This window comes from Mycobacterium sp. 3-98, assembly GCF_035918355.1.
In the GTDB taxonomy this organism is placed as follows: domain Bacteria; phylum Actinomycetota; class Actinomycetes; order Mycobacteriales; family Mycobacteriaceae; genus Mycobacterium; species Mycobacterium intracellulare.
Genome location: NZ_CP142360.1, coordinates 3,935,143 through 3,957,617, shown reverse-complemented (window position 1 = coordinate 3,957,617; position 22,475 = coordinate 3,935,143). Strand labels below are relative to the sequence as shown.

Sequence of the window (22,475 nt, the reverse complement as noted above, 5' to 3'; positions counted from 1 at the left end):
CGAGCGCGGTTCATTCGGTTGGCTACCTGTGTAACCTAGTTTACTATATTCCGTTTGTCACCAGAACCTGGCTGGAGGTTGGCGCTGGATGACGGCTCGAACGCTGCGGCACCGCGCCGGCTCGGCGGTCGCGAACCTCACCGCGGCGGGCGAGCTTGTCGCCGCAGTCTTGCCGGCGCTTCCCGGATCCGGCCCGTCGTCAGCGGCGGATGTCACGACCGAATGGTTGACGAGACACCTGGCGAGTACGACGCCGGGTGCTGTCGCGCAGCGCATTTCGGTCCTGGACGGCACCACGGGTACGACAGACCGTCGGCGCCTGGCCGTCAAATGGAATGGCCCGGGTCGCGCGGCGGGACTGCCCGACCATCTGTTCCTCAAGAGCACCCCGCTGTCCGCAAAGAACCGCACGATGGTGGCGGCGTTGGGGATGGCAGTCAACGAAGCACGCTTCTACAACGAGGCCGCCGACGAGCTCGGCGGTGTCGCCCCGCGCTCCTGGTACGCGCATGCCGGGGTCGGAGCGCGATTCCTGATCGTTCTCGACGACATCGTCGCCGCCGGCGCCCGGCCGTATGCATTGGCCGACACATGCGACATCGTCCACGCGCAGGGATTGATCGACGCCTTTGCGACACTGCATGCCCGGTTCTGGCAGAGCCCGCGGTTGGTCGGGGATCTGTCCTGGGTCCGAACCTGGAGCACCCGGCCAGGGTACGGCGTGTTGACGACTTTCTACTCTCGCGGCCGCCGCGGTGCGCTTCGCCGGGTACGCCCCGAGGTGACATCCGCGGTGCGCGCTGTCGCGGCGGCTCTCGACACGCATGCAGCTAAGTATTACCGGGAGTTCGAGTCCGGGCCGTTGACCCTGTTGCACGGCGACTCGCACCTGGGCAACACCTTCGCGTGCGCCGATGGGCGTTCCGGACTACTTGACTGGCAAGTGGTTTGGCGAGGGCCAGGATTGCGGGAGGTGTCCTACTTCATGACCACCGGCCTGGAACCGGAGATGCGCCGCTCTGCGGAGCGCGATCTCATCGAGCAGTACCTGGAAGGTCTGCGCGCCGGTGGAGCAGAAGACGTACCAAACTTCGATGTCGCGTTCCAGCGGTATCGCCTCTTTGCCGCCGAGGCCTGGGATGCGACGGCGATGACGATCAATTGGCCGGGCTTGCAGGCACAGCAGAATGCCGACGCCGCCTTTCGCCGGGCATGCGCGGCCGTGCAGGATCATGACACCGCCGCGCTGATGAACCGGTTGTACCGATAGCCGCGTTCGTTATCCGATCCCGCACATTGACACTATGGCAGTGAACTGTCATCTTTGATTAGTCGTGCCAAAGGAGTTGCGCAGTGACGGATTTGAAGTCGCCCCGAAAGGCAGAGTCGTCGGCCATCGAGCCCGCGCGGATCACGACCATTCGGCCGGTGCTGTTCTGGTCGAGCGTGGGTGCGGTTTTCGTCGTCATCGCCGCCTACGTCTACATCTCTTGGATAGTGTCCGGCAATGCCACACCGGTGAATCCGGGGCCGGACCCGATCCCCAGAGTCACTCGTTTGGCGATGACCGCCTTCCAAATCGGCTGTCCGATACTGGCATTGATCGCGATCGTCTACGTAGTCCGCAAGAGCATCCGCGAGCGTCAACTCTGCGTCGAGGCCGCCGTCGTGATCGGCTCGGCCATCGCCTGGTGGCACGACCCGTTGATCAACTGGTTTCAGCCGGCACTGTTCTACAACGCCGGGCTGTTCAACTTCGGCAACTGGACGCAGAACATCCCCGGCTGGCTCAGCCCCGATGGTCGACTGATGGCCGAACCTGTGCTGATGGTCGGAATGATCTACGTCTGGATGCCGCTGGCCATGGGCTCGCTCGCCCGCTGGGGCATGGGTCGCGCCCGGAACAGGTGGCCGGCTTTAGGACCCGTCCGCACCTTCTGTGCCGGTTGGCTCACGGTGTACGTGATCGAGTTCCCGCTCGAGATCTTTGCCGTGCGCCACGGTCTGCTCGGCTACCCGGCGTCGATTCCCGGCGTCACGTTGTGGGCGGGTCAGACCGTGCAGATTCCGTTGTACGGCCCCATCCTGTGGTCGCTGGTGCTGAGTTCGAGTGGCGCACTGATGTTTTTCCGCAACCGTGACGGCAGAATCCGGGTCGAGGCGGGCGTGGAGACGTTGCGGTGGGCCGGGCCAGGGATCAGAGGACTGCTCAGGGTGCTGGCGGTGACCGGATTTTTGCACGTGGTGGCGATCGGTGTGTACGACGTGCCGGTGAACCTCGCCGGCTTCTACGCCGGTCCGACTCAAACCTATCCAAGCTATCTGCGTACCCAGTACTGCGGACCGGGAACGCCCCGGCATTGCCCCGATGGCACCCGGATGGCCGATCGTTAGGTTACGGCTATTTGAGGACCGCGGGCAGCGCGGCGAATTCCTGGCGGATCAGATCATCAAGCGAGCGACCCGGTGTTGACAGCCACTGGTTGAGGGCGCGCTCGACCAATAGCATGCCGACAGCCGCCAAGAGCCGGCATTCGCTGTCGGGTGCCGGCAATCGGCGTCGTTCGGCGATCACCTTGGCGACGGTCTCGGCGTTGGCCTCATGGTTTTTACGCTCGCGGCCGAGCAGCACCAGCGACGATGCAACGGCGTCGTGGTACTGCGCGATCCTTTTGCGGATGCGCTTGAGGCCCGGCGCCAGCAGGGCGAACGAATTGGCCAATGCCTCGAAATCGGATGCCTTCTCCGGTTGAGCCAGGTAGACGCCGCTGACCGCGTCGATGAAGTCGTACTCACCGAAGAAGAGCACCGATTCTTTGGTGGGGAAGTAGCGGAAGAAGGTTCTCGGTGAGACGCCGACGCTCTCCGCGATCTGGTCCGTGGTGGTCTCGTCGTACCCGTTCGTGCTGAACAGGTTCAGGGCGGCGTTGAGCAGAGCATTGCGGACCCGGTCCGCGTGCGCGTCGCGCGGTGATCGGTCGCCCCGGGCCATTGCCCAACCTCCTCCTGCGTACGACTGTCCTGACAGTACAACGATCACGGGTGAGGGCACATCGTTGACACCTGCCGTTGCACCAACGATACTTCCAATTTATGACAGTTGACTGTCAAACGACCCAAGCGCCGGCCGGCGCGGGGTAGAGAGGATCTCCGTCTCGATGACCGAGCTCGGCACAACCGGAACGTTCAACATCAACGATCTGCCCTTCGCGGAAGACCGCACGCGCGCGTGGCGCGAGCTGCGGGAGGCCGGTGAGGCGGTGAGCTCTGGCGAGGAGATTGTGCTCACCAGCGCCGAGGCTGTCGAGTTCGCGGCGAAGAAGCCTGAAATCTTCTCTTCGGCAAGGGCTTTTGACCGGCTGGGAAGTCCGGTTCCGTTGGTACCGATCGCGATCGATCCACCAGATCACACCCGCTTCCGGCGCATGCTCGACCCCTTCTTCAGTCCGAAGAAGATGGCCGAGCGTGAACCCGAGTTACGCCGGCAGGCCGGCGAATTGATCGATGCCATTGTTGCCCGCGGCGAGTGCGACGTGGTTCCCGATCTCGCGACACCGTTTCCCTCGCAGGTTTTTCTGACACTGTTCGGTCTGCCCATGGCCGACCGTGACCGGCTGGTGCAGTGGAAGGACGCGATTCTGCAGTTCACCGATCCGAGCAGCACCGAGGCGACCCCGGAGGTGATGGCTCATGCGCTGGAACTATTCAGCTATCTGACCGAGCACATCGCCGAGCGGCGCGCCGATGCGACCGGTGACGACATGCTCACCCAGCTGATCCAGGACACCGAAGAAGGAGGTATGTCCGACAACGAAATCCTGGGTCTGTGCTTCATGTTCGTGCTGGCCGGCCTCGACACCGTTACCTCTGCCGTTGGGTTTTCTCTGGCCAGGCTGGCGGCCGACGACGACATGCGCCGGCGTATCGCGCACGACTTCACACTCATACCGGCGTTCGTCGAAGAGATTCTGCGTGTCGACGGCCCGGTACCGTTCGCGCCACGTGTCACCACCGAGGAGGTGGAAGTGGCAGGCAGGTTCGTGCCCAAGGACACCACGGTGATGCTCAGTTATGGCAGCGCCGACCGCGATCCGCGCCGATACGAGGATGCCGACGAGATCCATCTCGACAGCAAGGCCGTGCATTTCGCTTTCGGGCGTGGACCGCACCGCTGTCTCGGCTCACACCTGGCGCGTCTCGAGCTCCGCCTCATCCTCGAGGAGTGGCACTCACGCATCCCCGAATACACTCTTGCGCTGGGCAAGCCGCCACAGATGCCGTGGCCGACCGGGACGATGTCCCTGCAATCGGTACCGCTGTGCATCACGCCGTCGGCGCGGCGCCAGTAATCTGGCGCCTGCCGCGCAAAGGCTCAGCCGACCTTCGGGATTATTTCCTCCGCTACCCATTGCATGTGGTCGAGGTAGGCGTTAAGTCCTTCCAGCTCTGGCGGATTCACCCAGGTGTCGGTGACGCCGCGCTCGGCCAGCATGTTGCAGTTGTCGATCACCTGCTGGGCATTTTGGCCAAACTGCGCGTTGGGATCGTCGATGATGGCGTGCTCTTCACCAATGGACAGCACCGCCAGGCTGTAGAACAGGGAGAACGGCCGATCATCGAATTCTGGTTGTGAGCGCAGGTAATCCATCTTGGCCGGCAGTTCGTCGGGCTTGGTCAGCCACGGTGCCCAGCCGTCACCGAATTTGGCCGCTCGGCGCAACACCGCGTCGGCGTCTCCGCCCATCCACACCGTGGGGTGGGGCTTGGAGATGGGCTTGGGTCCGAACGCGACGTCGTTGAACTTGACGAACTCACCATCGAAGGTCGGCGAATCACTGTCCCACAACTCGAACATCGCGGCCAGACATTGGTCCGCGATGCGACCGCGCTTGTTGAAAGGAATGCCGATCGCGTCGTATTCGTCCTTGAGCCAGCCGACGCCGACGGTGGCCTGGGCCCGACCGCCGCTGAGCCAGTCGAGCGTCGCGATCGCCTTGGCCATGACGACAGGGTTGTGCAACGGCAGGATCGTCACCATCGAGCCGATCGTGATCGTCGAAGTGGCGCCCGCAATAAAGGCCTGAGCGGTGGTCGCGTCGAAATAGTGGTTACCGGAAAACTCGAGATGGCTAGTCGAGGTGAGGAAATGCTCGGGCAGGAACACCATCGAGTAACCCAACTGCTCCGCATGTTGAGCGACTCGGGCGATGTCGGCGCCGGTGAGGTGGTGTTCCCACGGCTGCGTGATCGCCGCGACGTGCATGCAGTTCGGCAGATTGACGGCGAATCTCATGTTGCGCCCTCCGATTCCATGGGCCGGTGGCGGACCGCCGACCGAATGATCCGACGGCACGTAGAGCGTGACCCGATCATTATGACAGTCGGCTGCCAATCGTCAAGATCCAAGTGGCCAGCGTTTGAAGATGCAGATCGTCTGACATAGTGGCTCGTCCAGTGCGATAATCGACTACAACTGTGACAGTCTACTGTCAAGCGATACGACCAGGAGAACCATGCACACCGGCCCTAAGGTGCCCTTGACCGATCCGATCCGGGGCAGAAGCGAACCCGATCGCCTCTGGACTCTGACGAACGTTGGCGAAGCGACGCCGGACATCCTCTCTCCGCTGTGCTGGTCACTCTGGGGGACCGGTGTCGAGTTCGCTTCCCGCGGCGGCCTCTACGACTTCGGAGTGCTGGGGTCATCGGCGCTTCGGGTACCCGACGACCCGAATCAGTGGAGCACAGCCTGCTTCTTCGGCAGACAGGCTATGAACGTCGATCGCGCCCGCGAACTCGCCGGGTTGCTGCCCGGAATGACCGGGGATGACTTCGAACGCGACTTGTTGGGCGCAGTGCGGCCTGATGCGGCTCCGACCCGTAGCGACCCCCGCCGGTTACCGGCAGTCGTCGTCAAGGCGCCGTCGGTGCTGGCGCGAGCGCGGTCTGCTCCGCGCCGCCTGCACCAGCGCCAGATGGACTGGTGGCGGGCAACCGTACTAACTGGACGATGGCCTGATCCGCGCAATCTGCTCACTGATTCCTCCTACCGGTTCAGTGCGGCGATGCGGGTGCATGTTCGTACTCGTCTCATCCTCAATGTGTTTCGCGCACAGGTCGAATCGGTTGCCGTCAAGGCGGGTCGTGGTGATCTGGTGCCGGCGCTGTTGGCCGGGTATGGCGGCGTGATCGAAACCGAATTGGCCGATGACGTGTGGTCGTTGGGGCACGGCCGGATCACGTTAGACGAGTTTCTTTCTCGGCACGGTTTCCATGGTCCCAACGAGGGCAATGTGATCGGTCATTCGTGGCGGGAGGACCCAGACGCGGTCCTGCGTGCGGCCGCCGCCCACAGCGGCAGGCCCGAGTCCGACCGCCCGGCGGTGCGTGCAGAACGTGCAGCCGCGACGCGCCGGAAAGCCGAGGCCGACTTGCTCTCAACGCTTCCCGCGGCGCGACGCCTGTTGGTGCGTCGCCTGCTGGCATCGACGGGGGCTCAGGTGCGAGCCGTAGAACTGACCAAGGCCGCGTTCTTGACCGCCGTTGACGGATGCCGCGCGGCAGCCGGCGGGTTCGGTGCTGAGCTGGTCGATGCCGGGACGCTGGATCGGGTTGACGACGCCTGTTACCTGACCGTGGACGAACTGCTGGCTCCGCTGCCCGCGAACGTGCGCGAATTGGTGGAGTTTCGCCGAACCCGGCGCGAGGAGTACCGGCGCCTTGAGGTGCCGTCGGTTTTCACCGGGATGCCGGAGGCCATCGAGCGGTCGAATGAGCCGCCTTCAGAGGATGCCGTCATTCACGGAACACCCGCAGGCCCAGGGATCTTCGAAGGCATCGTAAGGGTGGTGGTCGACCCGGAATCCCAAGACACCCTCGACGACGGTGAGGTGCTGGTCTGCAAGTTCGTCGACCCTGGCTGGACCGCCTTGGTTTCGCTGGCGGGTGCCCTGGTAACCGACATCGGCAGTCCCGCCAGTCACGGGGCGATCGTCGCGCGCGAGCTCGGTATCACGTGCGTGGTCGGAACAGGCAACGGCACCACGGCATTACGCAGCGGCGACCTCGTGCGGGTGGACGGCTCCACCGGTGAGATCGCGGTGCTGACCCGGTCCCGGTCCGCGGTGGAGAAGTGAGCGTGCAGCCGGGCGCGCTCTCTTCGGGTCTGCCCGCGGCCAAAGAGCAAGTCGTGACCAGTTGCCCGCCGGTGCCGGGCTGGACCGAGAATCTGCTATTCACGCCCTACGACCCTGGGCACGATGTCGGCATGTGGCTGCATCTGGGCACAGTTGCCGACATGTGGGAGATGTGGGAGGACCGCGTCCTCATCGCGCTGCCCGCGGACCAGGGAGTGTTGTCCATGTGGGCGTATCACCGCACTGTGCCCGAGCGCCGGCCCGCGGGAGCCAATCTGGCTTTCCGGTGTGAAGAGCCGTTCGTGAAATGGCACATTACTTTTGACGGATTCTGTCTGCGGTCTCCCTATGACGCGATGCGCTCCGCACCATTGCCCGACGGGCCGAAGACCCACGTCCGCCTGGATCTGGAAGTGCACGGTGTGACTCCGGTGTGGGACGCTGAGGCCAGTCCACTGACCGACTCGGGGGCCGGCATGGCCGAACAGAGCTGGGCCAGAGAACACTACGAGCAACTCACCCGTGTCGTCGGCGAAGTCACCGTGGGGTCGGAGACCTTCCCGTTCGACGGTGGTGGCTGGCGCGATCATTCGCGTGGGCCACGCGGGGCCGACACTCTCACCGACTGGGGCGGCCACGTCATCGCCGGGGGAGTCATGCCCAGCGGCCGCGCATTCGGGTTCTGCAGGTATTGGGCCCGCGACGGGCGTATCACGCTGCAGGGTGCTTACGTGGTCACCGACGGTTCACTGCGACACGTGGCACTGGAGGAGATTCCGCCGCCGGCGGTGTTGCAGCGCGACGGTGAGCAATTTGGCTGCAAGCTCGACGGTCAACCTATCGAGGCCACCGTCTGCTCATCGCTGTGGCTATCGATGGCCGACGGCCTGCCCTATGGGCTGGTGAATCCGGCGCAGGCCTACACCGTCAGCTGGGCCGAGGTGACGTGGGGCGGGGAGACCGGCTACGCCTACCTCGAGAGATCGAGTCTCACCGACCCGCCGCCGCGTTGACTATGACAGTTGACTGTCATAGTGTGACGTAATCCCGGCCGTTGCGAAAGGTATCCGACGTGGCTCCGAATCTGTTCATAGCGCTCACCAACCCGATCGAGGGTCAAGATGACGCCTTCAACAAGTGGTACGACGCTCAGCACTTGCCGGAGGTTCTCGACGTCCCGGGAGTTGTTGCCGCCCAGCGTTACGACATCGTCGAACTGAAAGTCCCGGACGGCCAAGAGTTGCCCGCTCAGTTGCCGCCGCCGACACACCGCTACATGGTGATTTACGAGCTGGACAACGAACCCGACGTCGTGATGGCGGAATTCCTGAAACGGGTCATGGCCGGAACGCTGTCGCTAGGGGAGTGGCTCGATCTGACCACCATCTCCCTCAACGGATGGGCGCCACGCGGCAAACGCGTTCTGGCGGATAGCTAGTGGGCGACTTACTTGCTGTCATCCACGCTCAACGCGCGTGTCGTCGTTTTGATCCGGACGGCAAGGTGCCCGATTCCGACGTCGAGCAGATGCTTGCCGCCGCGGTGCACGCACCGAGTGCGGAAAACACCCAGCCTTGGACGTTCATCGTAGTCCGCGACGACCGCAACCGCGCTCTGCTCGCGGCGTGGTGGACAGAAACATGGAACGCGGGCGGAGGTGACTTCGTCAAGCAGAGCGTCGAAGACAAGGCATTGGTTGCTGACCTCGAGTTCGGTTGCAGTCAAGGAGGTTTCGCTGCGGCGCCAGTGGTCATCGTGGTATGCGCTGACACGGACCGGGTGCCGGAGATCTATGCGCCGCCGTCGATCTACCCGGCTGTGCAGAATATGCTGCTGGCTGCCGCCGACCTTGGCTACGGTTCGTGTTTGACTACCGGCATGACCACGTTTGGTGTCGACCAGGTGCGAGAGCTGTTGGAATTGCCGCAGAATCTGATCCCGATGGCCGCAGTATATGTCGGTGTGCCCGCACGCAAGCTCGCACCGCCTCGCCGCCGTCCAGCCACATCGCTGACATGCCGTGAGCGGTTCGGCACACCTTGGTGACTAGATTGGAGAGCCGCTGATGCCATTGGCCATCACCGAAGATCATCGCGCCCTCGCCGAAGTAGCGGCCGCGATGGTCGCCGGGCGTGCCGGCACCGCGGGCGCCCGCCGGATCTTGCTCGACCGTGACAAGAGCGACCGCTGGTGGTCCACCGACGGACTCTGGAAAGAGATGGTCTCCACCGGCTGGCTCGGCCTGCATATCGACGAACGATTCGACGGTCAGGGTTACGGTCTGCCTGAACTGACGATCGTGTTGGAGCAACTGGGCCGCGCTGCGGTGGCCGGACCCTTCCTGCCCACGGTCGTAGTGTCTGCGGTGATCGCTGAAGCCGGGATGGACGGGCAACGGCAACGGTGGTTGCCGCGGCTGGTGTCCGGTGACGTGATCGCAGGGATCGGCACCGACGGCGGTGCTGTCGTTCGCGATTCGGCGGTCACTGCCGCAGCGGTACCGGCATTGGCCGAGTCAGGTGCGGACCTGTTTTTGCTTCCCGCCGGTGACGACCTGGTGCTGCTGGCAGCCGGTGAGGGCGTCAGCGTTCGGACTATCGAATCGGTAGATCGGCTGCTGGCCCCGGTGGTGGTACTCGGCCTGAACTCGGCACCGGTACTTGAAATCCTCCCGGGTGCCGCCGGGACGGCGTGGCGGATCCTTCGACTGCTGGCCGCAGCCGAGGCAGTTGGCGGGTTGAGCGCGTGCACCGAGATGGCGACGGCTTACGCCGCCGGCCGCGAGCAATTCGGCAGACCTATCGGTTCGTTCCAAGCAGTCAAGCATCACTGCGCGAACATGCTGGTCGACACCGAACTCGCGGTCGCCGCTACCTGGGACGCGGCTCGTGCCGATGGTGCGGAGGCCGAGCTGGCCGCGGCCATGGCGGCCGGACATGCGTTGACCGCTTATCAGCGGGTGGCCTTGCAGAACGTGCAGGTGCATGGCGGCATCGGGTACACCTGGGAGCACGACGCTCATCTCTACATCAGACGGGCTACCGTTCTGCAAACATTCGCCGGCGACCAGGATGCGTTGCGGGACAGAGTCATCGCGCTGCAACGCGACGGCGTTCGCCGACGCCAATCGGTAGACCTCCCCGAGGGCGCCGAACAGTATCGCCAGGCCGCACTGGATTTCCGGTCAGAGCTGGAGGCGGCCGACGCCGACGATCACCAAAGGCTCTGGGCGCGCAGCGGTTACCTTCAACCACATTGGCCCACTCCGTACGGCCGGGCCGCCGACAGCGTCGAGCAGCTGATCATCGAAGACGCCCTGCACGGTTTGGGCAAACCTAGTCTCGGCCTCGGTGAATGGGTGGTCCCAACGCTGCTGCAACACGGTAGCCCTGAGCAAGTCGAGCGACTGATCTGGCCGAGCCTGGAGGGCGACCTGCGGTGGTGCCAGCTGTTCAGCGAGCCTGGCGCCGGCTCGGACGCCGCGGCGGTTGCTACCAAGGCCAGGCGGGTCGACGGTGGCTGGGTGGTCAACGGTCAGAAGGTGTGGACCAGTGATGCGGTGAACTGCCAACGCGGTCTGGCCACCGTGCGCACCGATCCGAACGTGCGCAAGCACAAAGGCATCACGGCGATGATCATCGACCTCGCCGACCCGGCTGTGCGCATTCGCCCGCTCACCGAGATCACCGGCGAGACGCTGTTCAACGAAGTCTTCTTCGACGACGTTTTCGTGCCCGATCGTGATGTGGTCGGCGGTGTGAACGACGGGTGGAGTGTAGCGATGGCTGCCTTCGGCAACGAACGCGTGTCGATCGGTGGCGGCTCGGTCACCATGACCGCCGGCGCTTTGATCGATCTGCTGGCCCGCCACCGGCCCGGCGACACTGGCATCGCCCGCGAGGTCGGTGCGTTGCTGATCGAGTCCTACACCTTGGCCACCCTGAACTTGCGTCAGGCCGCCCGAGCCGTCTTCGACGCCGGACCCGGAGTCGAAGGCAACATCGCCAAGTTGTTCGGAGCCGAGCACGCTCAGCGGGTGGCAGAGTTGGCGCTGCGAATTGCCGACCGGGCCATCCTGGTCGGAGAGGAACCCGATGTCGTACACGACTATCTGTTCAGCCGGTGCCTGACGATCGCGGGCGGCACGTCGGAAATTGTGAGAAACCTGGTCGCCGAACGCATTCTGGGCCTGCCACGCGACCCGGCACCTAAGTAGATCGGAGAGACATATGGTTTGTGCCGTGGTCGGGATCGGCCGTACCGAGTATTCCCGCAACTCCGGCCGCACGACCCGCGGCATGGCCGTGGCTGCCTGCCGCGACGCCATCGCCGATGCCGGACTCACGGCGGCCGATGTCGACGGTATCTGCACTTTCATGGCCAACGATTCCGAACAGCCGATCTACGTCGGCTGGGCGCTGGGCATCGACGAATTAGCTTGGGCCAACGCGATGTATGGCGGCGGTAATCTCGTGGCTGACCAAATCGCCACCGCTGCCGCGGTCATCGAGGCCGGTATGTGCAAGGCCGTGTTGGTGTATCGGTCGCTAAACGGACGCTCCGGCTATCGGTTCGGTCACATCGAGGGACCCATGCGGGTCCAGCACCACGACCAGTTCGACACAGCCTCCGGTTTCATGGTGCCGCCGCAATGGTTCGCCATGTGGGCTCGTCGGCACCAGCACGAGTTCGGCTCAAGCAGTGAGGATCTCGGTCAGATCGCGATCACTCAACGACGCCACGCAGGGCCCAACGAGCACGCCCTGCGACGCGAACCGCTGACCATGGATGACTATCTCGCCGCCCGCTGGATCAACGAGCCGTTCCGGGTACTGGACTGCACATCCGAGGTTGACGGTGCGGTGGCGGTGCTGATTGTCGGGGAGGACATCGCCCGCAACACCAAGCAGCCCCCCATGTGGCTGGTCGGATCGTCGAATTCGCAGGGCGGCGCCGGTTGGAGCGAGTGGGACGACCCCACCGAGATGTACTCCCGCTCAGCGGGTCCCAAGATCTGGGAAAAGACAGGCCTGAGTCCGTCGGACATGGATGTGGCCTGCATGTACGACTGCTTCACGTACACGGTGATGGCCACCATGGAGGGCTTCGGCTTTTGCGAGAAAGGCGAAGTCGGCAAGTTCTTCTCGACCGGGCGCGCCACCTACGGCGGAGACGTAGTGGTCAACCCGCACGGAGGGCTGCTGTCCGAGGGTTACATTCACGGCCTCAACCACCATTACGAGGCTGCACTGCAACTCCGCCACGCCGCCGGCGTGCGTCAGGTCGACGATGCCCAGCTCGCGCTGGTCACTGCCGGTGGAGGGCCATTCGGCGGCGCCAACGTCTACAGCAGGGAGAAGCCATGACGAGTCCAGCGCTGGTGGCACCGATTCCGGTGCCTGACCCCGATTCGGCGCCCTACTGGGAGGGTCTGAAGAACGGTTCGTTGATGTTGTGCCGCTGCGACGACACTGGAAAATGGATCCATCCGCCGTTGGAACGCAGCCGGTACACCGGTGGCCCCGTGCACTTCGAGGAAGTCAGCGGGGACGGCACAATTTTCAGCTACATCGTCGTGCGCCAGGCCCTCGTTCCCGGTCGGGTGCCCCCGTATGTCGTCGGGCTCGTCGAACTGGTGGAGCAGCCGGGCTTGCGGATCAACGCGGTCATCGACGCGGATCCAGCCGACGTGCGAATCGGGCAGCCGGTGCAGATGCGCATCGTCGACCTCGGTGACACCGGTTATCGCATACCGGAATTCGTGATCAAGTAGGCGCCCGCGATGACAACTGATCAAAAGCCCGTCGGCGCGGTTGACCGCCGGGGTTCGGCAGAAGGTGCGCACCGGCCGGAACACATGGCGACGCATGTTCTTCCGCTGCACCGATGCACTTCGGAGCTGAGTCACGAGGTCGGCGGCAAGGCCACCGGCCTCGGGGCGCTGACCAAGCAAGGTCTGTCGGTTCCGCCAGGGTTTGCCGTCACTGTGAGCGCCTACCGCGAGGCCATTGCCGCCGCAGGAGTCGCGCCACGCATCGCGGAATCACTGGCGACGACGGGCACCGACCGGGACCGGTCGGCGGCAACCATGACGCTGTTCGACCAAGTCACCCTGCCGGAGAGCCTCGCTGCCCAAGTTGTGGACGCTTACACCCAGATGGGTGGCGGGCCGGTAGCGGTGCGGTCCAGCGCGATTGCCGAAGACACGGCCGAGGCGTCGTTTGCCGGTCAGCAAGATACCTATCTGTGGATCGAGGGTGCGCCCGCGCTGCTCGAGGCCGTTGTGCGTTGTTGGGCAAGTCTTTACACACCGCGGGCGATCGCGTATCGCCGGCGGTTCAACGTGGCTTCCGTTGACGTGGCGATGGCGGTCGTTGTTCAGCGAATGGTGCCGGCAGTCGCAGCGGGCGTGACGATGACGTTGGAGCCGGTGACGGGAGACCGTGGCCAGATCTATATCGCGTCAGCTTTAGGCCTGGGTGAAGGCGTGGTCAATGGCGACGTGGAAACCGATAGCACCTGGGTCGACAAGGCCCGCATGTGCGTGCGCAAGCGAAAGATTGCGCGCCAGACTCGCGCTCATCGGTACGAAAACGGGGCGGTCAGAATTGTCGATCTCGCCCCCGGCGAGGGTGATGTACCCAGCATCGATGACGACACGCTGCTCAAGGTCGCACGCCTCGCCCTACAAATCGAGCAGAACGCCGGGTACGCCGTGGATGTTGAGTGGGCCGTGGACGCCGACGGCGAGGTTCACCTGCTGCAGGCCAGGCCGGAGACCGTCTGGAACAACCGATAGGGCCGAACTTCGAGGATTGCGCGCCAAATGTCCTGCGCCACTGCACCGGTGACCGGTCGACGTGGCCGACGACCAAGGACGATGGTGCTGTTCCTCAGCTCAACAACTTGCCGGTGCCGAGATCCGCATAGGCCTCGGCGAAGCGGCCGAGCACAGCGCGCACGACCTCGACCGAATACATCTGATCGGGCGTAATGGCCCACATGCAGAACCCCCACGCCGGGCTCTGCCGATAGGCGCTCCACATCTGTTCGCGGTCCGGCACCGACGAGACGCCGGCGTCGAGCAGTCGCCCGCGGTAATTGTCGAGGAGCTCGCGCTCATGCTCGCGACGCGAAGCAGGCGACAACGCGCCGATCAACGCGTAGCCGACATCGTGGGACCACGAACCCCGTCGCACCAACTGCCAGTCCAGGAGCCCCACGCGGCCATCCGGTAGAACGTACGTGTTGCGTGGGTGCGGATCCCCGTGCAACAGCGTGATCGGTTCGTGAGCCACCCGGTCCTGCAGGGTCCAGAACGCCGCCTCCATGGCGTCCATGTCGGCGCCCGTTGCGTTGAGAAGCTCCCGCTTATAGGGAATGTCGACGAACGCGCGGATGATCGCGAAACCGTTGGTGCGCAGGAATTCCGCGAACCCGCCGGTGACGGGATGCTGCAGCCACGCCAGGTCGCCGCTCGCATCGAGCCTCGGATTCGCCCAGAACGGGGCGTGCACGCGGCTCAACGTCGCCAACAGCTCGTCGACCTGCTCGACGGGCAGACCGGCCACCGCGTCGGGCACCCGCGCTCCGCGCAAAGTGATGTCCTCGCCGATCACCATGAACTGCGACGGGCCGTCGAGATGTTCAGCGAAGTAGGTCGTCATGGTCTCGACGTCGAGGTCGTCGCGAAGATTGCGATAGAACGTCGTCTCGTCATCCAGCAGAACCGTCCCGCCGCCGCCCTCCGATAGCGACTCGTCGACCGCGGCAGGAAGATCGTGCACCGTACCAAGTTGTGTCTTGACGAAAAGCTTTGATGGCAAGTCGGTGTCGTCATCGGCGTAGTCCACGTCGAGATGGATGTGTGAGGTGGTTCCTTGCCAGGTGCTCCGGACCCGCACATCGGTGACCGTCACCGCGGGCCGGTGGCGACGCAACAGCGAGGTCAGAACGGCCGGAGTCAGGTCCTCGGGAGACCGCAGCGTCACGGGCAAGGCTTGGCTGGTCATGTCGCGTCCTAACCGACGGTTTGACAGTTGACTGTCACACTAGCAGCATCTGGCCCAGCGGAATGATCAATTCTTGACGGGCCGAAACAGCGGCAACCACACGCGACTGTCTTCCTCGCCCGAGAGCGCGGTCCAGTCTTCGAAGAAAACCTCGACGGCCATCCCAACGTGGATCTCGTCCGGGGAGACGTCGACCACGTTGGAAATCAGTCGGGTATCGGGCTCCTCGGCAAGCTCCACCATCGCCACAATGTAAGGCGGTTCGTAACCGGGAATCCAATTCTGGCGGTTGACTGTATACGCCGCTACGGTGGCTCGCCCCGAAACGCGTTCCGGCGCAACGTGAGTGCTTCTGCAGCGCCAGCAGGCCGGCCCGGGCGGATGGAAGAAGTGGCCGCAATCGTGGCACCGGCTGATCAGCAGCTCGCCGTTACGCCCGCCCGTCCAGAACGGCCGCGACTCGGCGGTCGGACTAGGTGCCAAACGCAACTGGGGGCGTTGATAGGTCACGATCCGACCAACGATCGACCGATGACCAGCCGCTGAATCTGGTTCGTGCCCTCGAAGATCTGGGTGATCTTGGCTTCGCGCATGTAGCGCTCGACACGGTAATCCCTGGTGTATCCGTAGCCGCCGAAGACTTGGACGGCGTCGGTGGTGACCTTCATCGCGGCGTCGGTGGCGATCAGTTTCGCCACGGAGGCGTTGCGGGAGTATGGCAGTCCCGCGTCTCGGCGCCGCGCAGCATCCAGGTACGTGGCGCGAGCGGAGTCGACCGCGGCGGCCATGTCGGCCAAGAGGAACGCCAAGCCTTGATGATCGATAATCTTGCGGCCGAACGTTGTTCGCTGCTGGGCGTAAGAAGCCGCTTCGTCGAGCGCGGCCTGCGCCAGCCCGACGGCTACCGCGGCGATGCCCAGACGGCCCGAATCCAATGCACTGAAGGCGATCTGGAGACCTTGCCCCTCGGCACCGATCCGACGTTGCTCGGGGACGAACGCATCGTCGTAGTGTGCCGTAGTAGTCGGGATGGCGTGCAGACCCATCTTCTCCTCGGGTTTGCCGAACGTAAGGCCGTCGGTGCCCTTATCGACTAGAAAGCACGAAATACCCCGTCCGCCTTCGCCTGTGCGAGCGAATAGGTTGTAGAAATCAGCTATGCCGCCGTGGGTGATCCAGGCCTTGGCGCCATTGACGCGGTAACCGCCGTCGGTCGCAGTGGCCTTGCAGGTCAGAGCGGCTGCATCGGAACCGGCTTGCGGCTCGGACAAGCTGTAGGCACCGATCGTGTTACCACCCAGCATGGTCGGCAGCCACTGCTGTTGTTGCTCGTCGGTGCCGAACGCAATCAACGGATGGCAGGACAGCACATGGACACTGACAGCCACAGCGACTGCGGCCCATCGAGCTGCCAGTTCCTCGAGAACCTGAAGGTACACCTCGTAGGGTTGTCCGCCGCCACCCCATTCCTCCGGATGCGGCAATGTCAATAGCCCCGTCTCACCCAGCGTCGCGAAGACGCCGTCGGGATAGGTCTCGTTCTTTTCGTGCTCGTCGACGATCGGATCGAGTACCTTGTCCGCGACATCACCAGCTAGCTGGACTAATTCGCGTGCCTCGGGCGTCGGCAGCAGGCGCTCGACAGTCATGGACGGCCGTCCTGCCACTCGCAGCAAGTTAATTCCGCAGAGAGATTCCAGAGCCGTCGTGCGCTGTCTGCGTCGCGGGCCTTCTCTCTGAGCTTGGTGGGCTTCGGCTTTCCCCACTGATGCATCAAGCCGCGCGGCGCGATGTAGGTGCCGTTGGGCAGCGTCGTGGTAATCGCCTGAATAGTCGAGCGGGCGCCGTCGGATGGGCTCTGCGCGATATGTGGCGAGAGCACCCGGCCCGCCCACTGCAACACGCCTGAACCGTTGCGGGTGATCCCGGTGTCCGTCATGCCGGGATCGGAGGCGTAGGCGGTCGTACCGCGGGCCACCAATTCGCGCACGAACAACAGGTTCGCCAGCTTGGACTCCCCGTACGCCGACCACGGGTTGTAGCGGCGACGGTGGTAGTTGAGGTCATCGAAGTGCATGCGGGCGGTGCTGTAATTGGTGCTTGCTACCGCCACCACCCGATCGCGGATCCGGCCGCCAAGCAGGCATGTCAACGCGAAATGGCCTAAGTGATTGATGCCCATGTGAGCCTCGAAGCCGTCGGCCGTGCGGGTCAGCGGCAAGCCCAACACACCGGCATTGTTCACCAACACATCGACGTAGTCGACGGTGTCGGCGAACTTGCGCACGCTGGTGAGGTCGGCCAGATCCAGCTCGCGCACCGCGACGTCGCCGGGCATCGACGCCGCGGCTTGGTGCGCCTTCGTCAAGGAGCGGCAGGCGATGACCACGTCGTGGCCGGCAGCGGCCATTGCGTGCGCGGTCGCCTTCCCGACGCCACTATTCCCGCCGGTGACGATGATTCGCACGTCGGCCGTGCCCTCCTTTGAGCCTTTGAGACATTTCACGTAAACAGTAAACTATTTATCGTTTTGGTGAAATGGCTAGGGGAGACGCGATGGCTTTCCGCCCGACGAGTCCGGTGCACCCGCTCGGATGAAGTGGCTGGACCGAATCTGCGCTGTCCACGAGCGCAATGAACGTCCCGCTGTCATTGGTACAGCGGGTTCCGTCACTGGCCGCGAACTGATCGGAAAGAGTGTCACAGCTGCGGACTTGCTCGTCGATCTCGACGTGCAGCCAAGTCAGCCCATCCCTGGGTTGCTCACCACCAATGCCGATGCGCTGGCTTTGCTGCTCGGCGGTGCCGCCGCCAACCGACCACTCGCTCCGCTCGGACCTAGGCAGACCGCTGCGGAGTTGGCCGAAACGGTGCGGCGGAGCGGCTCGCCGGTCCTTCTCGCCGAGGCGGCGTTCGTCGAGATGGCTCGGCAGGTCGCCGACGCGGTTGGGATACGGGCGGTGACAATACCTTCCCTGCCAGTGTCGGGGCGTCCGTTGCACCCGGAACCAGCTCCCACGGCAATCTATCTGCACACCGCGGGAACAACCGGAATTCCCAAAATGGTCCCGCTCACCGAGCGAGTGCTCGGCGCTCGCGCCGAGCTGCTACGCCGCTTGATCGGAATCGGCCCCGACGATCGCTATGCCACCGGCTCACCGTTGCATCACATCGGGGGACTGGGCAACGTCCTGGTAGCGCTCACGGCAGGGTCGGCGGTTATCCCCACCAACAAGTTCTCGTTCGACTGGTGGCGCAACCTCAAGCAACTCCAGGCCACTCACTGCCTGCTCGTGCCGACCATGATCGAGATGTTGCTCAGCGAGCGGCTTCTCGACGCCGTTCCGATTAAGACATTGATCTATGGTGCCTCGCCGATCACCGTCGAGACGTTGCGACGGGTTCTTGACGTGCTGCCAGACGTCGCGATGGTCAGTCTCTACGGCCAAACCGAGGGCAGCCCGATCACCAGCCTGGGCCCAGACGATCATCGATCGGCCGCGGTCAAAAATCCCGAGATCCTGTACAGCGTCGGTCGGCCGGTGAGCCGGCTTCGTCTGCGAATCGACGAGCCGGACCCGGCAGGAATCGGCGAAGTGTTCGCCGCCGCGGCGCACCTTTCCGCCCATGCCGCCGATGGATGGTTGCATACCGGTGATCTGGGTGCGATGGATGCTGACGGTTATCTCCGTCTTTGCGGTCGTCGGCACGACATGGTGGTTCGTGGTGGGGAGAACATCTATCCGCTAGAAGTCGAAAATGTGCTTAGCGCCTACCCCGCGGTTGCGGCGGTCGGCGTTGTGGGCGTGCCAGACACGCGACTCGGAGAAACGTTGGCCGCGTTCATAATTCCGACGGACTTGACTCATCCTCCGCGGCCCGATGAGCTAGGGTCCTTCGCCCGTATCAAGCTCGCTGGCTTCAAGATTCCGCAGTACTGGTATTACGTCGACGAGCTGCCGCTGAACAGCGCTGGCAAGGTCGTTCGCGCCACACTTCGGACGTCACATCTTCAGAGCCAGCACGACGCGTCAACGTGAGTTATTTGCACACGCTGGACCAGGAGACGGGGGCGTCGCGTTCCCGAGGATCTGGCGAAGACGCAACTGTCGGAGCTCTCCCCGTTGGCTCACATCGCCGAAGGGAATAACTGAAAGCGCGGCTAGTAGCTGGTCTGGCTGGACTTGTACGGACGTTCCCTGGACACCCATCCGTTATATAGTTTAATGTCTTAATCTATGCCCTTAGCTGTGCGAAGCTGGTCGGATCAAGAGGTGGACCGAGGGGCACTTTTCATGGGCCCGATTGCGGCGACTCTGGTCATTGGTTAGAGCCGCCAGCCATGAAGTGTCGAAAATCGCTGGTTGCTTTGATTGTCGGCGCAGTTGCCGTCGGCGGGCTTCTGTCAACGCCACCGCCGCGGGTACATGCCGCTCCGGCGCCTGAGGTCGAGTACGTCTACGACGTGGTGGTGCGGCGGCATTACGCATTTCCTGGCAATGATGCGCTCAGCTACGGCCACGGAATTTGCGACAAGGTCGGCCGGGGCGAGGGCTACGGGCAAGTCATGGGTGACGTCAAGAGCGACGTAACTCCGAACGACGAGTTCGCGGCTAATTACCTGGTCTCGTATGCCGTCAACTTGCTTTGTCCTGAGCTGATATGGCAGCTGCGGAATTCAGCCGCTGGCTACCAACCGCCAGGCGGAGCAGCCGCGCCGGGTACCTATTACTGAGTCCATCTTTTCGTACTCGCTCGGGCGCTGGCTATCTCGGCACTCGAGGTGACGTCCGATCGTCGCTCCCACGTGATTGTCCGAACGTGGGAATTGAATGTGACGTCAACGATCCGCTAGATATGCAATTCGCTTCAAGGTGGTTCCGCCACACTTCTCCAAGGATCGGCGTAATTCCGCCGCGTGCACGCGAAACAATATCTTGTGCTGGCAGCCAGCTAAACTACTGTGCAACATCGGCTTTCGGTCGCTACAGGCCGACAGGGCCGCGGTCGGGGTGACGAAAATCAGGGTTGTCGGGTGAGGTCTCGGACAGAAGTAGTGCGATTAGTGCTCAAAAGGTCAACGTACAGTGTCGAATTCACTTTGTCCCACGAAGACTGGTGGCACACTCTAGAAATGCAAGAACGACGGAAGCGAGGGCCAGGACGCCCGCTCGCCGTGAATGCCGATGAGACGCGGTTGCGAATCATGGAAGCTGCTTTTACAGTCTTCAGCGAACGCGGCTACGACGGCGCAACGTTCCAGGCCATCGCGGCACGCGCCGACTTGACCAGACCGGCCATCAATCACTACTTCTCAAGCAAGCGGGTTCTGTATCGCGAGGTGCTGAGGGACGCCAACAAATCAATCCTCGAGGCCGTTATTAGTCGGGCAGAATGCGAGAACACGTTTGTGGCACGCCTGACCGCGTTGATCGACGCGGCGGGCAAAGCGAATTCTACGAATGCCGCCGGATCGGCATTCCTACTCACAGCCATACTTGAATCGCAACGCCATCCGGAATGGAACAGCGTTGAGAACGATTCCGTACGGATCACTCGGGAATTTCTTATGCGCGGTGTCAATGACGCGATCGAACGCCACGAGGTCGCCGCGGATATCGATGCGCCGGCCTTGGTCGAGACGCTGATGGTCGTGCTTTGTGGGGTGGGCCTCTATGCGGGTTATCTCCGTAGCTACCAGGTGACGTCGACCATCATCGACATGGTCCAGCAACTTCTGGAAGGCGCGTTCTGGCAATCAACTGAGAAGATGACTGTCGTGCAGCCACCCCACGCTTCTGCGCCAAGCAATGCGTGAAGGATCAGTGACTGCCGCTAATGCGTGCCCCAGATCGCCGCGTTGACTTCGCGTGAGCCGACGGGTCATGTCCCATTGCTTGCGATGGTTGAGAATCTGCCTTGAGCTCATTTGTCCGAATTCTGCGCCACGACGTACGGCGGTTTATCGGCAGAAGTCCGATCGATTCTGTCATATCAACCGGCGCGACGGTCACTCATATCGCGAAGTGCATCGGCCACCGTGGTGAGCGCCCGGAAACTTGCCTCGGGAAGCCGATCAGCGACGTCGGCCTGGGCCAGAACTTGATTGGCTGCGCGTGCGTCATCTGCTGCCCGTTCAGCAAGCCGGGCGACGTGATTGAGCCGCCAGGCGCTGTCCGGCATCCGATGTAATTCGTCCAGTTCGCGCGACCGCGCGCGTACGGCGTGTTGACGCCAACCGGAGGTCATGCTTGATACGCCGTCTGGACAACATACGGGGTCTGCGCATGTCAACGTTCCCCGCAGGTAACCGCTGTTCAACAGCACCTCGGCGACGCGGCTCGAAACGCTGCGTCCGAAGCGGCCCAGGTAGATGCGCTTCGTCATCTGCGGTCCCTTCCCGGGCTCAGGCGGCGGCTTGGGCCGGCGCGCGCGGGTGAACTCCGCTAGGTCACATCGTTCGTCAGTACCCAGTCCGGTTTGGTAACCGACCGCGCCGGCGGCGACAGCTGCTAGCCCGTACTGTCCCTGACGCCAAGCGATTATTGGAACAGCTGCACCCATATGCCGTACGGTCGCCAAGTAGGCGCCGAGCCTGTCCTCGGTGTCGCCCAGAGGTGAGCGACTGGACGACAGGGCCACAGGCACATAGCGGACGTTGATTTTAGCCAGACTCCGGAGGAATTCTTCGACTCCTTCCGCCCAGGAGCGTTGCGAGCCAAAGGCTTTGAGATTGCCAGCGAAAACCGGCGCGACGGGGAGGTTGATGCGTTCACCGGCTAGGTACTCGGCAGTCCTTTGATTGGCCGCGATCTGAATCCGAAACCAGGGGTCGTCCGGCGACTTGGCGTAGAAGTACGGGGGCACCAAGATCGATGCTCCGTGGTCCAATTGGAACGCGAGCGACTGCTGTACGAGGGTGGCTATCGCGGAATCGTCTGCGAAGTGCTGCGCCGTATGTGCCTGGGGTGCGGCGAATTCAAGGGTGGCCCAGGCCGAGGCTGGCGCTTGTTCGTCCTGGAACAGGTGAGTCAACGGGTCGATCAGCAGCGGCAATCCGGCGGCTTCCGCCGCCTCTCGCAATGCGGGCTGTACCGCGGCGGTCGGCGCGTCGATGACGAGTGTGCGCATAGGCACCCGGCGACCTGCGAAGGGCACGCCCGCCGTGGCAGGTGCCATGAGTTCCTCGATCACGCGATTGTCGTTGCGGCCGGCGCGCACGAAGAGGTCCATGGTGCCCTCCAATCTGACTATTGATACGCAACTATACACGAAGTACAGTATGAAGTTAGACATGAAGTGCGTGCGAAGTGAAACAGGAAGTAAG

The 22,475-nt window shown here is 63.4% G+C and carries 20 protein-coding genes and 1 pseudogene; 14 read left to right on the top strand and 7 right to left on the bottom strand.

Going from position 1 to position 22,475, the window contains the following annotated elements; all coding sequences use genetic code 11:
• The first annotated feature begins 88 nt into the window (after positions 1–88).
• Together QGN30_RS18625 and QGN30_RS25775 are read left to right on the top strand one after the other, a co-directional pair.
• Positions 89–1,270 (top strand): phosphotransferase, encoded by a 1,182-nt coding sequence (locus tag QGN30_RS18625; RefSeq protein ID WP_248923593.1) that lies wholly within the window; start codon positions 89–91, stop codon positions 1,268–1,270.
• Between the two features lie 293 nt (positions 1,271–1,563).
• A pseudogene (locus QGN30_RS25775) lies at positions 1,564–2,190 on the top strand (spirocyclase AveC family protein); the annotation flags it as partial.
• A 211-nt stretch (positions 2,191–2,401) separates the two neighbouring features.
• On the opposite strand, the gene QGN30_RS18615 reads toward QGN30_RS25775, so the two are convergent.
• Positions 2,402–2,992 carry a TetR family transcriptional regulator gene (locus tag QGN30_RS18615; protein WP_036473862.1) on the bottom strand — a complete coding sequence of 197 codons (591 nt, stop codon included), beginning with the start codon at positions 2,990–2,992 and terminating at the stop codon, positions 2,402–2,404.
• A gap of 166 nt (positions 2,993–3,158) precedes the next feature.
• Between QGN30_RS18615 and QGN30_RS18610 the strand changes: the two genes are divergently transcribed.
• Positions 3,159–4,349, top strand: a complete 1,191-nt coding sequence (locus QGN30_RS18610) for a cytochrome P450 (protein WP_038535483.1) — start codon at positions 3,159–3,161, stop codon at positions 4,347–4,349.
• A 23-nt stretch (positions 4,350–4,372) separates the two neighbouring features.
• On the opposite strand, the gene QGN30_RS18605 is transcribed toward QGN30_RS18610, so the two are convergent.
• Positions 4,373–5,293, bottom strand: a complete 921-nt coding sequence (locus tag QGN30_RS18605) for a TIGR03619 family F420-dependent LLM class oxidoreductase (RefSeq protein ID WP_042792280.1) — start codon at positions 5,291–5,293, stop codon at positions 4,373–4,375.
• 238 nt (positions 5,294–5,531) lie between these two features.
• Between QGN30_RS18605 and QGN30_RS18600 the strand changes: the two genes are divergently transcribed.
• Genes QGN30_RS18600 through QGN30_RS18565 form a run of 8 tightly spaced genes read left to right on the top strand, consistent with a single transcriptional unit; the run spans position 5,532 to position 13,935 of the window.
• On the top strand, positions 5,532–7,136 hold the full coding sequence (locus QGN30_RS18600) for a PEP-utilizing enzyme (protein ID WP_232517826.1): 1,605 nt from the start codon (positions 5,532–5,534) through the stop codon (positions 7,134–7,136).
• On the top strand, positions 7,133–8,149 hold the full coding sequence (locus tag QGN30_RS18595; protein ID WP_042792282.1) for a hypothetical protein: 1,017 nt from the start codon (positions 7,133–7,135) through the stop codon (positions 8,147–8,149). Before QGN30_RS18600 ends, QGN30_RS18595 begins: the two co-directional genes overlap by 4 nt.
• Before the next feature lie 59 nt (positions 8,150–8,208).
• Entirely contained in the window at positions 8,209–8,574 is a 366-nt protein-coding gene (locus QGN30_RS18590) for a DUF4286 family protein (RefSeq protein ID WP_038538517.1), read from the top strand.
• Positions 8,574–9,182, top strand: coding sequence for a nitroreductase family protein (locus tag QGN30_RS18585; protein WP_038535487.1), 609 nt, complete (start codon positions 8,574–8,576; stop codon positions 9,180–9,182). The genes QGN30_RS18590 and QGN30_RS18585 overlap by 1 nt, the downstream gene beginning before the upstream one ends.
• A 19-nt stretch (positions 9,183–9,201) precedes the next feature.
• A complete protein-coding gene (locus QGN30_RS18580; RefSeq protein ID WP_038535490.1) occupies positions 9,202–11,352 on the top strand; it encodes an acyl-CoA dehydrogenase in 2,151 nt (716 codons plus the stop codon).
• 13 nt (positions 11,353–11,365) lie between these two features.
• Positions 11,366–12,502 carry a thiolase C-terminal domain-containing protein gene (locus QGN30_RS18575; RefSeq protein WP_038535492.1) on the top strand — a complete coding sequence of 379 codons (1,137 nt, stop codon included), beginning with the start codon at positions 11,366–11,368 and terminating at the stop codon, positions 12,500–12,502.
• The gene (locus tag QGN30_RS18570) at positions 12,499–12,909 is read left to right on the top strand and encodes a Zn-ribbon domain-containing OB-fold protein (RefSeq protein WP_038535494.1); all 411 of its coding nucleotides are present in this window, start codon (positions 12,499–12,501) and stop codon (positions 12,907–12,909) included. The genes QGN30_RS18575 and QGN30_RS18570 overlap by 4 nt, the downstream gene beginning before the upstream one ends.
• Positions 12,910–12,918: 9 nt before the next feature.
• Positions 12,919–13,935: a PEP/pyruvate-binding domain-containing protein gene (locus QGN30_RS18565; RefSeq protein ID WP_082278480.1), complete on the top strand. Its 1,017-nt coding sequence runs from the start codon at positions 12,919–12,921 to the stop codon at positions 13,933–13,935.
• 94 nt (positions 13,936–14,029) lie between these two features.
• Here the strand turns inward: QGN30_RS18565 and QGN30_RS18560 are convergent, their stop codons facing one another.
• The 4 genes from QGN30_RS18560 to QGN30_RS18545 form a co-directional block, all read right to left on the bottom strand.
• On the bottom strand, positions 14,030–15,148 hold the full coding sequence (locus tag QGN30_RS18560) for a phosphotransferase (protein ID WP_042792283.1): 1,119 nt from the start codon (positions 15,146–15,148) through the stop codon (positions 14,030–14,032).
• Between the two features lie 66 nt (positions 15,149–15,214).
• The gene (locus QGN30_RS18555; protein WP_038535497.1) at positions 15,215–15,658 is read right to left on the bottom strand and encodes a Zn-ribbon domain-containing OB-fold protein; all 444 of its coding nucleotides are present in this window, start codon (positions 15,656–15,658) and stop codon (positions 15,215–15,217) included.
• Positions 15,655–16,797, bottom strand: a complete 1,143-nt coding sequence (locus QGN30_RS18550; protein ID WP_038535500.1) for an acyl-CoA dehydrogenase family protein — start codon at positions 16,795–16,797, stop codon at positions 15,655–15,657. The genes QGN30_RS18555 and QGN30_RS18550 overlap by 4 nt, the downstream gene beginning before the upstream one ends.
• Entirely contained in the window at positions 16,794–17,615 is an 822-nt protein-coding gene (locus QGN30_RS18545) for an SDR family NAD(P)-dependent oxidoreductase (RefSeq protein WP_038538523.1), read from the bottom strand. Before QGN30_RS18545 ends, QGN30_RS18550 begins: the two co-directional genes overlap by 4 nt.
• A 127-nt stretch (positions 17,616–17,742) precedes the next feature.
• Here QGN30_RS18545 and QGN30_RS18540 point away from each other — a divergent pair, with 127 nt between their 5' ends.
• From QGN30_RS18540 to QGN30_RS18530, 3 genes are all read left to right on the top strand, one after another.
• Positions 17,743–19,188 (top strand): class I adenylate-forming enzyme family protein, encoded by a 1,446-nt coding sequence (locus QGN30_RS18540; protein ID WP_038535502.1) that lies wholly within the window; start codon positions 17,743–17,745, stop codon positions 19,186–19,188.
• Between the two features lie 302 nt (positions 19,189–19,490).
• A complete protein-coding gene (locus tag QGN30_RS18535; RefSeq protein WP_080749704.1) occupies positions 19,491–19,883 on the top strand; it encodes a DUF732 domain-containing protein in 393 nt (130 codons plus the stop codon).
• Positions 19,884–20,282: 399 nt separating this feature from the next.
• Entirely contained in the window at positions 20,283–20,966 is a 684-nt protein-coding gene (locus QGN30_RS18530; protein ID WP_051473036.1) for a TetR/AcrR family transcriptional regulator, read from the top strand.
• Between the two features lie 176 nt (positions 20,967–21,142).
• Here QGN30_RS18530 and QGN30_RS18525 read toward each other — a convergent pair whose 3' ends face one another.
• Positions 21,143–22,381, bottom strand: coding sequence for a hypothetical protein (locus QGN30_RS18525; protein ID WP_042909672.1), 1,239 nt, complete (start codon positions 22,379–22,381; stop codon positions 21,143–21,145).
• Positions 22,382–22,475 lie beyond the last annotated feature (94 nt).